The sequence below is a fragment of the Acetobacter sp. AN02 genome, assembly GCF_029759835.1.
In the GTDB taxonomy this organism is placed as follows: domain Bacteria; phylum Pseudomonadota; class Alphaproteobacteria; order Acetobacterales; family Acetobacteraceae; genus Acetobacter.
Genome location: NZ_JAJJND010000076.1, coordinates 1 through 11,545, shown reverse-complemented (window position 1 = coordinate 11,545; position 11,545 = coordinate 1). Strand labels below are relative to the sequence as shown.

Sequence of the window (11,545 nt, the reverse complement as noted above, 5' to 3'; positions counted from 1 at the left end):
AAAAAACAGCAACGTCCTTCCTCGCGGTCATCCATATCGCTGCCGCTGCAGACTGGATCAAGCCCTAACAGGCCCTAGCCGGTTCTCCGAAGGCTCTGCGAGGCTATAAACGGAATCCAATTCTATTGGCGTAGGGTCAAGGGGATGCAATCCCTTGCACTCCTACTACATCTTCATGTATAAATAATTTGGAAACAACGCAATGGAAAGACACTGCAATGATTCATATAGATTACTCTAATATTGGAATAATTTTATCAATCATATGTTTCTTCATATCTATTGGCGTTTCAATATACATATTAAATAGTTCTATTAAAAATATCCCAGACAAAGGGATTTTAAGGTGGATGTATCTTTCTATTATTGGCATTTCTTTCGGAGCGATTCTTATATCGATAATAGCTTTTGTAACATTTTTGCATAATCATGCGTGAATAAATTGATGTTAAATGCGTAGAAAACAAGAAATAATACAATAGATGTTAATATTATTTCTTGATTCACGCTATGAATGTTACCAAAGTAATTAACGGACATACCCACAAGAATCGACAAAAACATACAAATTGCAATTTTATAAAATTTCATATCTATGATCTCCTTGGAGTTATTATATCATATCAATAATGATTATTTTATCCTGCTACTACTTCAGTGAAAGAATGTAGCAAGAAGCTTAGGATAAACTTCTATTCTTACTAACACGTCATATACGGGGTTGGTTCACACGATGACGGATGATGATTAATCCAGCCTGTATAGAGTCCAAAAACTTCCTCGATATCTTCGAAATATTCTGAATCTGGAATCTCTGTAGGTTCTAAATCATCAATATCATAGATATCAATCAGGTCAGGCAGGGGGGGGGGTGCCGACCCCCCTGCACCCTCCACAGAGTAATACATTGGAGTATCTTCTGTGAGATGTCGTTTATGAGTTAAAGATATAGGCCCGGCCCAAAGTTCGGAGATGTTCGTTATATTTTGTATATACATATCGTTGATGATTTTGTCAGTCTCTTTACTGTTATCTCTTAGTTTTTCGTTCAGCTTGTTGCTTATCTTGCTCTTTAATGAACGACGCAAATCATTCAAAAAGAACGTGAAAGACGCATCTTTATAGTCGCGATTACGAACTAAAATCACAGGCTCAGTTATATTAACCGCATAACAGTGAGGCATCATAACGCCAAGAATCTCGTTTTGCTTTTCATCGCGCTTACGTTGTTCAGCGTCTTCGTTAGTAGTGCGTTTAAAGTGCGGACGTTCAGTATTTGCATCATCAAAAAACGTTTTTGAAATCTCATACTCTTCATCGTTTTCAATAAGAGAATTGTTATCAACGACCCTGCGTTTTTGAATCCTTACAAAATCTTTCGTGTCATTCTTGAAAATGATTCGTTGGCGATTGTTGCGAAGTCCAGCCGAAAACTGCTGAAAATCATTATATTTTTGCACAAGACGCATCCCATGCATTTCATTCGCAAGCCAGGGGAGGGACGCATTCGACATGGATGAAACATCAAAAGGCTTCAGGATATAGCTGATAGCCTTCTTCGGACTCTGGACAATTCCATCATGAATTCTACAGCGTAGATTTTGATACATATAAGATGAGACAGCACCCCAGCCACCTTGTTTGTTGGTAATATATCGGCTGGCTTCATACAGGATGTTCATATGAAGATTGATTGACTCATCTGTGTTGTTGATTGTTATCTCAGTCGTTCTAAGCTGAATCTTGATGCCGAAAAGTTTGTTCAAGTCTCGGAAAGTGTCTGATACCTTTCTCGACCAATAAGAGTGAGTTGCTTTTAAATCCCCAAAGAACGGAACATTTTCACAAGTGATGACCGCATATCGGAGATTCTTTGAACGTCTGAAAAAATCATGCTCAATAAAGTAATTTAAGGACCGAACCAGGTCTTGTCGGTCCTGTTGCATCACTGACGGAATAAGCAAAATATGACGAAAGGCACGTTCAGCTTGCTTCTCGATTCCTGTAATCAGTCCGATTTTTGTAATGTCTTGCTCCTGCTGAAAAGCAGGAATCCCCAGGTATTCTAACCTATTGGCAAGGTCATAAGAACGGCTGAAAAGAGCGTCAAAACGTTGCTTTTGCTCGATATATTTTTCGTGATTTATGATATTGCCAGAGTTCGCAAGAACGACATCAGAAAAATCTACATGCACAATATCCCGCTTACGCAAGCAAAATTATTTTCAGAAATCTCTACAAAATGCATATATTTAGTATATAATGTAATCATATAAGGTCTCCAATTAGCCGAGTGCTTCCAACGTTTTCTGGCTAGTTGGAAATAGTATAGCACAAAAGGAGGAGGGGATTTGTTTCCCTTCCTCTTTTTTTATGCTGTTAAGAAATTAACGCCAGCTTTTCTCTGATATCTGACTCTTTCGCGTTAACGTATCTGAGTAGCATCTGACTCGTTTTATGACCACTCATAGAAGCCAGAGCACCGATAGAAAGCCCTGCATCTGCCAAGCGTGATATAGCTTCATGGCGTAAATCATGGATACGCAAATCATCGCAACCCGCACGACGACGTGCAGTTTTCCACAGATTATCGACAGTCGTTGACGATATCGTGAATAACGTATTGCGTAACGGATTCTCATTCATAAGACGCATGACCGCGTTCGTTGCCTTGTCTGACAAATGAACAACTCGCGTCGTGTGATTCTTGGTTTCGGTCTTTTTAATAGACCAGCCTTGACGACCTTCTAAAATTTCATCACGGGTCGCTTTCAAGATTTCGCTTTTTCTCATCCCCGTTGCGAGTGCGATTTCAAAGAAACATAGCATCTGTATGCCATGACAACCATTCAACAAAGCATCGCGGAGACGTTCCTCTTCATTGCCATGCAAGCGTCGTTCACGTCCGACCGAAGGAGAAGGAAGGAGGATATCTTTGACGGGATTCTTTAAATCCGTAAGACCCCATCCGTGCTTAGTTTTCGGCTTTTTTGCTGTTTCAAAGATAACCGACAGACGATAGAGGTCATTGCGTATCGTGGAAGGCGATGGGAGTTTTCCATCTCTTACTCTGCGATTGATTTTCCAATCGTGAACCATCTCGGCTGTTATGTCTTTTAGCGGAACATCCGCAAACTCAGACCTCAGCCACATTTTCAAGCGGAGCAACGCTTGAGCGTATCCCCTGAGATTATCAAGGTCTTCGTTCATATATTTTTTGATAGCCTTCTTTAAAGGCCAATCAACAGACGGCGTATTATCGAACGCACGTTGCTCAGCTTCTATCAGCTTTTTAGGCTTGGGTTTTTCAACCTTCTTGGGTTTCCAATCCTCTTTTTTGAAAACCATATTCGGATTAGCTATCTCATCATTGATAGCAATCTCAACCCTCGAAGCCCATTCAAGAGCTTGCGACTTTTTAGGGAATGTCCTTCCAATCGAATATCCGTTCAAGCGAACGGTAACAGCAAACTTGTTGCCTCTCTTCTGTATCTGTTTCATATATCTTCGCTAACCTGCCAAGCGTTTCTCCATAGTTATTGCGGTTGAGAAAAGCACATACAGCACCAAATCAAAAAAGTCAAGTAAAAAGCTCTATTTACTTGGTATTTTTCTTAACTCGAAAACCGTTGTGCCTTCGCGGGTACCGTGGGTTCGAATCCCACCCTCTCCGCCAGAAGATATATTCCATGACATTCCATAATGCGCATCCGGTCTTGAATTCGGCGAGTTACCGGCGATTTCAACGATCCAGAGCGTACTGTGGCAATCCTTGAAGCGCATGCAATGCGGGGGTAGTTATGGGGGTATCAGACTGGTCTTGGGGGTATCAATGCTGACAGATGTCCAGCTCCGGCGCCTTGCCCCGAAAGATAAGGCTTACAAGCTTGCAGACGCAGGTGGTCTTTTTATTCTCGTCCAGCCGAATGGATCGCGCCTCTGGCGTATGAAGTATCGCTTTGGTGGCAAGGAGAAGCTTCTTGCATTAGGTGCTTACCCTGAAGTGACGCTGGCAAAGGCGAGAGATGTCCGGGATCAGGCGCGTAGCGAGCTCCGTGCCGGTCGGGATCCTTCACTGACCCGTAAACAGCGTCAGGCAGAAGCCCGCCAGACAGATCGCCAACTCAGAAACGTTGGGGAAATCTGGATTGCTTCCCAGGCCTCGCGCTGGAGCCCGCGTCATCGGCAAGACGTCGAAACAAGCTTGGAGCGGTTCGTCTGGCCTGATCTGGGCTCTCTCAATCTTGACGATATCACTCCGCCAATGGTGCTCGCGACCATCAGAAAGATTGAAGCCGGAAGAGCCAGGGAAACGGCACGCCGGATACGCCAGAGACTGAGCGCGATTTTCCTGTTCGGCATTGCCCACGGTCTGTGGCACACAGGATCCTGCAGCGATCGTCAAGGGGGCACTCGCCCCTCTGAAAAAAGGTCGTCAGCCCGCCATCACCGATCTGGGGGGAACTGCGCGATCTGTTCCGTCAGGTTGAAGCCATCCCGGCCCACCCTGTGACGTTACTGGCGCTCCGCTTTCTGGCCCTGACATCTGTACGTCCTGGCGAGGTCCATGCCATGGGATGGCACGAACTGTCAGAGGATCGATCCGTCTGGCTGATTCCGGCAGAGCGCATGAAGATGCGTCGGGAACACGAAGTCCCCCTTTCCCGACAGGCGCGGGAGATTCTCGAGGCAGTTTTCCTGCTGACAGGCAAAGGGCCGCTCGTTTTCCCAAACAACCGATGGGCGCATCGCCCGATGAGTGAGAACGCGCTCAGTTACCTTCTTCAGCGGGCGGGATATTCCGGACGCCAGGCTCCGCACGGCTTTCGGGCGTCATTCTCGTCAATCATGAACGAGCGCTACCCGTCCGACAGGGCCATCATCGACCTCATGCTGGCGCATCAGAACAAGGATCGGGTGGAAGCAGCCTATAATCGTGCTCTTCATCGTGAGCGACGAAAAGAACTTGCCCAGGTCTGGGCCGACCTTCTTATGGAAAACGCTTCACCCCCAACTGATTTGCTCGGTCACCAAAAGCGATAGACAGTCACCCCCATCTTTCGGCAGGAGCCGGAACAGTTCTCCGACCGGGTAATTTTTTCCTGCAGAGAGTACAGTTTCCGGCCATGGAGACGATAACGGAATCCTTCTGCATGCAGGGCCTTGCGAAGGAGGATCTCAGGTTTCGTATCCTTGCCACGGATCCCGGACATCATGCGGCTACGAACATCCCGAGAAACAATGTCAGCCATTGGAAATGTCCACGCAGGCCGATGAAAGTTCCTTTTTGCGCTTCGGATATTCAACGAACTGCATGGCCGTCCGGATGCTGGATATACAGAGCTAAAACTTCTGAAAGGTAGTCCGCACCGTTCGGATCATAGCGTCACAAAACGGCTCCAGCAGAGGCAATGCGGCAAGGTAGTGGGGCTGGTGTTGTCATTTACAGGCACAACCCGCATGCAACTCATCTCCACGAAATCTTATGATTCGCCGTATGTGGATCGCATACCGCCATGCGGTCTGGTAAGTTGTGAAGACATATAATGATCAGGTCCAAAATGCCATGAAACATCAACCTGATCTTCCTGCTCTCTCGTACATCAAAACTGAACCCCATTCAGAACATTTGGCAATTTCCGAAGATCAACCGGTTGTCAAAACGCCGTTCTTGATAGCTTTCTGGACATCAATAATACTGCCCAGTTCACCCGGAAGCATTCTCTCTCCATATCCAGATAATATCCGCCGAATAGATCTCTGAAAATAATTATCTGAATATGATCAATAGATCATGTATAAATTCTGCAATTCCAAATATGGGTCAACAAAAAATATATCCCATGAAAAATAATATTTTATAAATTATTGTGATTTAATATTTTTATTTCCAATTGTGCGGCAGATTTTATCAAATAAAAATCCGCCGCACAATAAGAGTTTTCAATTTAAATATTATTCTTTATTCCTTTCATCGTCTTTATGACCTCCACGTTTAGATGCATTTTTTTTGAGCCAAGCCTCAAGGTCACTGTCTAACCAGCGAACGGCCCGTGGCCCAAATCTATGTGATGGCGCAGGAAATTTCTGAGCGATCACGAGCTTGCGGACGTAGCCAGATGAAAGACCGACACGACTGGCGACCTCCCGGATTGATAGTAATGAAACAGGAGACATGATTCAGCTCCATGAAACCGACGGGAAGAGCCCGCCCTCACAGCGAATCGTATAGTGATTCGCTGTGACTCATTATTGACTCAAATACGGAGACGACGCCACAATTTTTTGCTGTTTACAAATGCCCTAAAGTCTGAATAGTGACTCGCACATTATCACTATGACTGATTTTTGGAAAATATTCCATGGTAAGAACAATTCCAGACGATTTAAGGAAAGTGCCTTTAACCGCAGACGATTGCCGAAGTGCTCGTGCTCTTCTGGGCTGGGGACAAGAGGAACTCGCGGCGAGATCTTCTGTGCCACGTGTGACGATTTCGCGCTTCGAAGGGGGATCTTCCACGCCCGTCATTAAAACTCTTGAAGCCCTGCGGGCAGCTTTTGAGTCGACGGGACTATACTTGCAGGATATCGATGGACGTCATCGCCTTTTTATCAAGACATCATGCTGGCTTGTTGCCTTCCTGGCGACATGCCAGCAGATCGAAGTCGGCGATCGAATCGAGGTTAACGAGGGGCCTGATGAAACGTTGCGCCTAAGGAATGTGTCCCGCAATTATGATATCCGGGCAGCAAGTGCACCCTTGGGAGGACAGTGGCGCTACAATTATGCCCGGGCGGGCGACAAGGGTATCGTTTACGAGGTGAGCCCGCCGCGACAGGATCCCGATTATGGTGACGTTTGTCAGGTTTCTTACCGTCTTGATCCGTTTGACATCGAAACGGCGATCAGGGGGGGCTGAAAACAGGTCGTCTGCCAATGATTTGGCAAGGCAACCTGCACGTTTTTGTCGAGCATACGCTTACTCAGTACGCTGTCCTTGGGACCGTCTTAAACGAACGGTACATGAGGTCTCACCATTGGCGGCAGTCTGGGTCGTTTCCCCACATTGCCGCAAAATCGCGGCCATGTGCCCGCGATTTTCTTCCAGAATCTCGCCCCAGGCACCGACATCGCCCTGATCATTGATGATGTCCCGGGCGACGTCCGTGATATCGCGCAAAAGCAGGGGAAAGCCCCATTCCGTCTGAATCAATCCCCGGTTTCGTTCGATGACTGTTCCCACAGAGATAAAGAAAAAACAGACCATACTGACCAGAAAGGCCCTCAATAGCCAGTCGATCAGCCCTCCGCCAAAAGGACCAGTCCCGATAAAACTGTTCACTCGCCGCGCGACGATGCGATCGATTTCCGTTTGTGCGCTCCGGATCCGGCTTTCGTCCTGTTTGCGAAGCCGTTCCAGGGTCGTGTTCAACTGCTGTGTCGTATGAAGGTTTCCTTCCCGGAGTTGAAGGACGAGGAGCGTCAGATGCTGGACCTGCTCTCGCAGATCATGCACCACCACGTAGACAGGATCATCTTTATCCAGCAGTGCTGCATTGCAGGCCTCCTGGAAGGCCTGCTCACTCATGATCCTGTCGTCCCCAGGAGGAATGGCACGTGGAAACCGGGGCATCAGGAAGCCGGTCATGGGAGCTTCTCCTCGAAGTCTTCAAATTGTGCCTCAAGGGACTTCAGCCATTTTCGGACATGATTGGCCCGGATCAACCGCAGCACCGCCCCGCTGGGTGCGGGACGTCCATCTGCAGCGTCCCGGAACAGGAACCGGTTTTCTGCCAGAATCCGGGTCCCCCGCAGGGTTTCCATAATCACGATTTCGGCGCCCGCTTCGAGAGCCTGCAGGATATCGGGATTCTCAAGAAGGTCTTTAAAACCTGCCCGTCCTTTGGTGCTCTCGTCGGCGAGAGCCTCGTTCAACACAAAAACGACGTTGACATGCTCCAGTGCGCCCATGGACTGCAGACGGTGATAGGGCGCGAGATAGTCGGCGTCAGAGCCAAGCGTAAACAGAACTGTCACGTCAAAGCCGTGCGTACCCAGAAATGTCACAATATCCAGATCTTGTAGGATCCGCGGTCCGATCAGATCGCCGCCACCCAGATCGATAACGCCGCTGATCCGGTTTTGCACCAGGTCGTCCACGAACTCCTCAGCCGTCGTCAGGAGGGTATTGTCTGATACCAACCGTTAATTGCTCGAACTCATAAGGGGATATGTGTATTCCTGCCAACGTAGAGAACCAATATTGGCATGGGTTGCAGCAAGCAACGACTGGTATGAAGCGTCATCCGCAGTAATGGCATCCGCAAAATAATGACTGGTTGACTGGTTCGTGCGATCCAGGTCCGCAACCCTGACGTCCCGTCCGGCCCGCCTGGCGCGTTCGATCAGATTGACCAGCATCATTGTCTTGCCACTGCCGCCGCGCCCCTGCGCAAGAAGCAGGATGCGCCTTCTGTCCTGATTGTTGTCGGTATTTTCGCTGGACATTTCTGTCTCCTTCCATTGCCACTAAATGAAAGAGCGAAAGTGGTATTTTATTCAATAAAAACAGATCTTTATGCGCAGACCTCTGGCGGTGTCAGGAGCGATGTGAAGCGCTCCATGACGATCTAGGTGATGAATGAGCGTTCACCTCACTTTTATGTGATGAGAGCCTTACTTAGGTCGTGGGGGCATGGGAATCGCACTTTTGCCCAGCCGCTCCTGAATGTCCTGCAGGCGCTGCCTGCCAGTCCCGGATGAGGAGCGTCCGACCGGTTCAAGGGACCTGTCAGGAAGCCTAGGCGAAGGCTGGTTTTTCACCCTGACGGGCGTCTCGACGTGTAAGGGATCGGATTGTACCTGTTCCTGCTTTCGGCTCCGACTGGCCCGAGGACGTCGCAACGGAGGTCGGGTGCTCTGGAGGCGTTTCCAGGCTTTCTGAACGGATGCCAGCGTCGGTACGTGTCCTGCCCGGTCCCGAAGGTCCAGACGGACCACCACACTCATGAAGAGTTTCCAGTCCATCCGGCCATTGACGCACTGGGCTTCAAGCTCGGCAACATTGTCCCGCATCCAGCGGGTCAGCGATCCGGCAGCGACCTCTGAGCGAGCCTGTTCGAAGAGTTCGGCAATGCCGGGTTTCCGGGTCGTCCTGTCTGCCATGGTCTGAAGTTTCTGGAGGTTTCTGGAGGTTTCCTGCCAGCCTTTCGGATGTTCTGCCTCATCTGCATGTGGCGTTTTTTCCGAGCAAAACAAGACATTTTCCGGATCTGTTTGATCCCTTTTGTTCTCTTTCTTCCCAATGGAGAGACAATACAGGGACATTACAGGCCCTTTTTTGGCCACCATTTTCCCTGTCCTGAAGAGCACGCTACCTCATTTTCATACGCATGCTTCGCAAGCATATGAAAACGAAGGCTTTTTTCTTCTCTTCTGCTGTCTCTATCGCATTTAAAAATGCTCCCTTTAAGTCTTTGATTTTATGGACATTCCCTGAAATCAGCCCTGAAGTGCGCGATGTGAAGAAAGGCATTTTTTCCCCTGTGTTTCCGATTGCACGGCATTTCCGTCATTTCCCCAAGGGATTTTGGCTGGAGACGCTGCTGCATTTATCTTCAATCCTGAAACATATGGTGAACATTTATGTCCCATTTTTCCTTATCCAGCTTCCTGCCACCTCCCGATGACGTGCTGCATGCCACTGTCGAATTGAAAGCCCTGATGGCCGTTCAGGGCCTGATGCTCCTTGAACTTCTTGGCGGCAATTCAGCCGCTCATCATGCGCTCGAAGGCATCGTCATCCTGCATCGCGATCTTGAATATCGCTTTGAGCAACTGGAACGCCTTCTTTTGGATCAGCCCGGCTGAAGCGCTCAGGCCAGGACGTTCATTTCACCATCATTATTTCTGTCACGGCTCCGGCGCACTCACTGTGTCTGGAGCCGTTTTTATGAGGGCCATGTTCTTATGACTCAGGACTTCCGTTTTGATCCTGTCCGTTTTGCCCTGCCTGAAGGGCATAGTCTGTTCCCCATCCGTGATCTGGATTGTTACGCGACACTTGCCGCTCGTGTAGGCGTCTGTCCGCATGGGTTCATGCTCGCGGACCTTGGGCCGGATGCCTGGACGCTTCGAAAGACATACTGGGCCCCCAGGAACGACATTTGGCGAGCTTTTCGATCTGCTGTTCAGCAGAGACATCCTCATCTTCCCGCCTGGGAAGACTTGACCCAGAATGGAATAAAATTCGCCTCGCTTTATGAACTGGCCGTTTATCGTCGGCTACTGGCTCTTTTGCCAGGCGACGTCATCCTGAAAGTTCATCCCAGACTGAAAGACTGTTTCTGTGACCCAAAGGCGGAAGGGGATTTTTGTCTGACGTCACAGCACACCGGAAAGAAAAGTTTTATCGAAGTCGTCGGCGCTTTTGATCAGAGTTTCTCAGCCCATTCGGTCTTGCAGCAGGAACGCCGTCCTGAAACACTCCGGCGTCTCCACCGGTATCCGGCTGACGAACGACCCGTCCTGATTTTCAAGGACATGGTGTGTGATCCGGAGCTTCGGGACGCAGCACTCCGACAGGCTTTGGCCATAGTCAGGACATGATGAGGGATCCAGCAGACTGTCTCACGTCTGTATGAGACAGTCTGGAGCGCATGGATTGCTCAGAGGCAGCTTTAGAATCTGGACAGAAGAATATTTCCCCGACTGCGACCACGACGTTCATATCCAGCTCGACGAAGCACAGGTAAAATATCCTGGGCCCATCGGGCACTTTCTGTGTCTTCCATAATGATATGGTCAGGCAGAAGCGTCATGGGAGCAGCTCGAAAGAAAGGCAGAAGCGCACGGTCCTCATAACCTTCAATATCAATTTTCAGAACGTGAATGCCTGTTGCATCGCACTGGTGCAGGATATCCAGAAGTGGCCGGACACGGACGCTGTCTCCTGCTTCATCCTAACCCATCCGACCACTTCCGAAATCTCTGTTCGTCTGAACCAGCAGACCCATTCCGTCATGATCGCCGACGGCTACCTGAAACAGATCCGCTTTCAGGCCATTGAGCGCCATATTTTTTTTGAGGTGGTCAAACAGCGTCCTGTTCGGCTCGATTGCGATAACGCAGGCTTGTCGTTGAGCGGCGTACAGGAAAAAAAATCCCATATTGGCGCCAATATCGACAAATGTCCCACCTCTGGGCAGGTAACGAGAAATCCACCGGGTCTCCCGATGGTTATAGCAGGAACCACAGACTGCTGATTTTGCATCTGTCTGATTGTCCTTGGGATAAAAACGGACCTTGAGACCGAATAATGTCGCATCGACAGGGTCCGGGCGGTCCTTTTTGAAGTGTTCGATGAACGGGCGACGAAGACGGCTGTACCCCAGCGGAGTATTGAAGAAGATTTTTCGGATCCACTGCTGTTTCTGCGTGAGGGGATACTACCAACCGTTTCTTGATTAGACTCACGGGGTACCCATTGGGCTAAAAATGTGATTCACAGGATGCTGATCATTCTGAGAAGGAGGCATTCTGTAT

16 protein-coding genes are annotated in these 11,545 nt (G+C 48.7%); 6 read left to right on the top strand and 10 right to left on the bottom strand.

The window, feature by feature from the left end; all coding sequences use genetic code 11:
• Positions 1–701: 701 nt before the first annotated feature.
• Positions 702–2,213, bottom strand: a complete 1,512-nt coding sequence (locus LOC54_RS09200) for a hypothetical protein (RefSeq protein WP_279313518.1) — start codon at positions 2,211–2,213, stop codon at positions 702–704.
• 166 nt (positions 2,214–2,379) lie between these two features.
• Positions 2,380–3,501 (bottom strand): site-specific integrase, encoded by a 1,122-nt coding sequence (locus LOC54_RS09195; protein WP_279313517.1) that lies wholly within the window; start codon positions 3,499–3,501, stop codon positions 2,380–2,382.
• A gap of 331 nt (positions 3,502–3,832) precedes the next feature.
• Between LOC54_RS09195 and LOC54_RS12300 the strand changes: the two genes are divergently transcribed.
• Together LOC54_RS12300 and LOC54_RS12295 are read left to right on the top strand one after the other, a co-directional pair.
• Complete coding sequence (locus LOC54_RS12300) at positions 3,833–4,513, top strand: Arm DNA-binding domain-containing protein (protein WP_347709397.1); 681 nt, start codon at positions 3,833–3,835, stop codon at positions 4,511–4,513.
• On the top strand, positions 4,510–5,043 hold the full coding sequence (locus LOC54_RS12295; RefSeq protein ID WP_347709396.1) for a site-specific integrase: 534 nt from the start codon (positions 4,510–4,512) through the stop codon (positions 5,041–5,043). The genes LOC54_RS12300 and LOC54_RS12295 overlap by 4 nt, the downstream gene beginning before the upstream one ends.
• Here the strand turns inward: LOC54_RS12295 and LOC54_RS09185 are convergent.
• Both LOC54_RS09185 and LOC54_RS12365 read right to left on the bottom strand, forming a co-directional pair.
• A complete protein-coding gene (locus LOC54_RS09185) occupies positions 5,028–5,252 on the bottom strand; it encodes a hypothetical protein (RefSeq protein WP_279313516.1) in 225 nt (74 codons plus the stop codon). The genes LOC54_RS12295 and LOC54_RS09185 overlap by 16 nt on opposite strands.
• 703 nt (positions 5,253–5,955) lie before the next feature.
• On the bottom strand, positions 5,956–6,177 hold the full coding sequence (locus LOC54_RS12365; protein WP_408740328.1) for a helix-turn-helix transcriptional regulator: 222 nt from the start codon (positions 6,175–6,177) through the stop codon (positions 5,956–5,958).
• Between the two features lie 185 nt (positions 6,178–6,362).
• On the opposite strand from LOC54_RS12365, the gene LOC54_RS09180 reads away from it, so the two are divergent.
• Positions 6,363–6,920, top strand: a complete 558-nt coding sequence (locus tag LOC54_RS09180; protein WP_279313515.1) for a helix-turn-helix transcriptional regulator — start codon at positions 6,363–6,365, stop codon at positions 6,918–6,920.
• Positions 6,921–6,980: 60 nt separating this feature from the next.
• On the opposite strand, the gene LOC54_RS09175 is transcribed toward LOC54_RS09180, so the two are convergent.
• From LOC54_RS09175 to LOC54_RS09160, 4 genes are all read right to left on the bottom strand, one after another.
• Positions 6,981–7,649, bottom strand: a complete 669-nt coding sequence (locus tag LOC54_RS09175; RefSeq protein WP_279313514.1) for a hypothetical protein — start codon at positions 7,647–7,649, stop codon at positions 6,981–6,983.
• Positions 7,646–8,161: a hypothetical protein gene (locus tag LOC54_RS09170; protein ID WP_279313513.1), complete on the bottom strand. Its 516-nt coding sequence runs from the start codon at positions 8,159–8,161 to the stop codon at positions 7,646–7,648. The genes LOC54_RS09175 and LOC54_RS09170 overlap by 4 nt, the downstream gene beginning before the upstream one ends.
• A gap of 45 nt (positions 8,162–8,206) precedes the next feature.
• On the bottom strand, positions 8,207–8,509 hold the full coding sequence (locus LOC54_RS09165; RefSeq protein ID WP_279313512.1) for a division plane positioning ATPase MipZ: 303 nt from the start codon (positions 8,507–8,509) through the stop codon (positions 8,207–8,209).
• A 168-nt stretch (positions 8,510–8,677) separates the two neighbouring features.
• On the bottom strand, positions 8,678–9,166 hold the full coding sequence (locus LOC54_RS09160; protein WP_279313511.1) for a hypothetical protein: 489 nt from the start codon (positions 9,164–9,166) through the stop codon (positions 8,678–8,680).
• A 242-nt stretch (positions 9,167–9,408) separates the two neighbouring features.
• Here LOC54_RS09160 and LOC54_RS09155 point away from each other — a divergent pair, with 242 nt between their 5' ends.
• The 3 genes from LOC54_RS09155 to LOC54_RS09145 all read left to right on the top strand — a co-directional run bounded on the left by LOC54_RS09155 (position 9,409) and on the right by LOC54_RS09145 (position 10,609).
• On the top strand, positions 9,409–9,690 hold the full coding sequence (locus LOC54_RS09155) for a hypothetical protein (protein ID WP_279313510.1): 282 nt from the start codon (positions 9,409–9,411) through the stop codon (positions 9,688–9,690).
• Positions 9,691–9,724: 34 nt separating this feature from the next.
• The gene (locus LOC54_RS09150) at positions 9,725–9,871 is read left to right on the top strand and encodes a hypothetical protein (protein WP_279313509.1); all 147 of its coding nucleotides are present in this window, start codon (positions 9,725–9,727) and stop codon (positions 9,869–9,871) included.
• Positions 9,872–9,970: 99 nt separating this feature from the next.
• Positions 9,971–10,609 carry a hypothetical protein gene (locus LOC54_RS09145; RefSeq protein ID WP_279313508.1) on the top strand — a complete coding sequence of 213 codons (639 nt, stop codon included), beginning with the start codon at positions 9,971–9,973 and terminating at the stop codon, positions 10,607–10,609.
• 71 nt (positions 10,610–10,680) lie between these two features.
• Here the strand turns inward: LOC54_RS09145 and LOC54_RS12290 are convergent, their stop codons facing one another.
• Together LOC54_RS12290 and LOC54_RS09140 are read right to left on the bottom strand one after the other, a co-directional pair.
• A complete protein-coding gene (locus LOC54_RS12290; RefSeq protein ID WP_408740329.1) occupies positions 10,681–10,884 on the bottom strand; it encodes a hypothetical protein in 204 nt (67 codons plus the stop codon).
• 78 nt (positions 10,885–10,962) lie between these two features.
• Positions 10,963–11,208, bottom strand: coding sequence for an FkbM family methyltransferase (locus LOC54_RS09140; protein WP_347709398.1), 246 nt, complete (start codon positions 11,206–11,208; stop codon positions 10,963–10,965).
• Between the last annotated feature and the right edge of the window lie 337 nt (positions 11,209–11,545).

Excerpts from the sequence above, each read along its gene's own strand:
- LOC54_RS09195 (WP_279313517.1), bottom strand. The coding sequence starts at position 3,501 with ATGAAACAGATACAGAAGAGAGGCAACAAGTTTGCTGTTACCGTTCGC.
- LOC54_RS09155 (WP_279313510.1), top strand. The coding sequence starts at position 9,409 with ATGAAAACGAAGGCTTTTTTCTTCTCTTCTGCTGTCTCTATCGCATTT.
- LOC54_RS09185 (WP_279313516.1), bottom strand. The coding sequence starts at position 5,252 with ATGGCTGACATTGTTTCTCGGGATGTTCGTAGCCGCATGATGTCCGGG.
- LOC54_RS09175 (WP_279313514.1), bottom strand. The coding sequence starts at position 7,649 with ATGACCGGCTTCCTGATGCCCCGGTTTCCACGTGCCATTCCTCCTGGG.
- LOC54_RS09150 (WP_279313509.1), top strand. The coding sequence starts at position 9,725 with ATGGCCGTTCAGGGCCTGATGCTCCTTGAACTTCTTGGCGGCAATTCA.
- LOC54_RS12300 (WP_347709397.1), top strand. The coding sequence starts at position 3,833 with ATGCTGACAGATGTCCAGCTCCGGCGCCTTGCCCCGAAAGATAAGGCT.
- LOC54_RS09160 (WP_279313511.1), bottom strand. The coding sequence starts at position 9,166 with ATGGCAGACAGGACGACCCGGAAACCCGGCATTGCCGAACTCTTCGAA.
- LOC54_RS09180 (WP_279313515.1), top strand. The coding sequence starts at position 6,363 with ATGGTAAGAACAATTCCAGACGATTTAAGGAAAGTGCCTTTAACCGCA.
- LOC54_RS09165 (WP_279313512.1), bottom strand. The coding sequence starts at position 8,509 with ATGTCCAGCGAAAATACCGACAACAATCAGGACAGAAGGCGCATCCTG.
- LOC54_RS09145 (WP_279313508.1), top strand. The coding sequence starts at position 9,971 with ATGACTCAGGACTTCCGTTTTGATCCTGTCCGTTTTGCCCTGCCTGAA.
- LOC54_RS12365 (WP_408740328.1), bottom strand. The coding sequence starts at position 6,177 with ATGTCTCCTGTTTCATTACTATCAATCCGGGAGGTCGCCAGTCGTGTC.